The organism is Treponema sp. R80B11-R83G3 (genome assembly GCF_054786115.1).
The window spans coordinates 1-780 of sequence record NZ_BDHF01000345.1 but is presented as its reverse complement, the minus strand read 5'-3'; the positions used below and the strand labels follow the sequence as shown (position 1 = coordinate 780).

The window sequence follows — 780 nt, the reverse complement described above, 5'->3', positions numbered from 1 at the left end:
ATATTTGTCAATAATGAAATTGGGTAAAAATGAACAAAATCTATAAACCTACCTGCTTTTGGATTCATTTAAATGCCTAATGTTTTTTCAAAAACATTTATATAATTATTATGATCATAATATCCGTTTTTGAAAGAGCTATTTATTATTTCAGCCCATTTGCCGGCTGTTTTATTTGCCATTTTATTTTCTTCTGTAAACCTTCTTATCCATGTAGATAGCATCAATTCCATATATATTTTCGTATTATGCAACTTTTCTTCACGATCCGGCGGTCTGTTTTTTCCGATTAAGCAGTCATTCATGTATTTGATTGCACTTTTTATTGGTTTGTCCTCTATTGTAAAACCTAATATTTCCAATCTCCTCAAAGCCTGTTCTGTTGTCATTGGTTGTTTTGGAGATGGATTTGACAATGAATGAAAATATCCCCATGAACCATCGTCATGCTGTAATTGGATTATTTCTCTCGCCCATTTTCCGTCTTTATAGTCCATATATCATTTACCCTCTTTTATATAAATTTCTTCTTTATCATAATTAACCTTATAGATTATTTTTAATCATTTCCTTTAATATATTTTCTTCATTTTCATCTTGGTAATATTCGCCTAGTCTTGCTCCGGCAATGATGGGAGACCATGACATTATTTTTAATTTATCAGTTTTAAATATTTGGCTATATAAATCTATGTACATTTCGGAAATAATACCGTTTTCGTATGATTTATATAATAAATATGTCCTGTATATATCCGCTTGCGGGGTTCCTGAACTGGC

General features: G+C 30.5%; 2 protein-coding genes. Both read right to left on the bottom strand.

Features of this window, described 5'->3' with window-relative positions; genetic code table 11:
* Nucleotides 1-68: 68 nt before the first annotated feature.
* A complete protein-coding gene (locus ACYVRH_RS13760) occupies nucleotides 69-497 on the bottom strand; it encodes a hypothetical protein (RefSeq protein ID WP_461257455.1) in 429 nt (142 codons plus the stop codon).
* 49 nt (nucleotides 498-546) lie between these two features.
* The coding region (locus tag ACYVRH_RS13755; protein ID WP_461257454.1) for a hypothetical protein at nucleotides 547-780 on the bottom strand (234 nt) is incomplete at its 5' end.

Excerpts from the sequence above, each read along its gene's own strand:
- ACYVRH_RS13760 (WP_461257455.1), bottom strand. The coding sequence starts at position 497 with ATGGACTATAAAGACGGAAAATGGGCGAGAGAAATAATCCAATTACAG.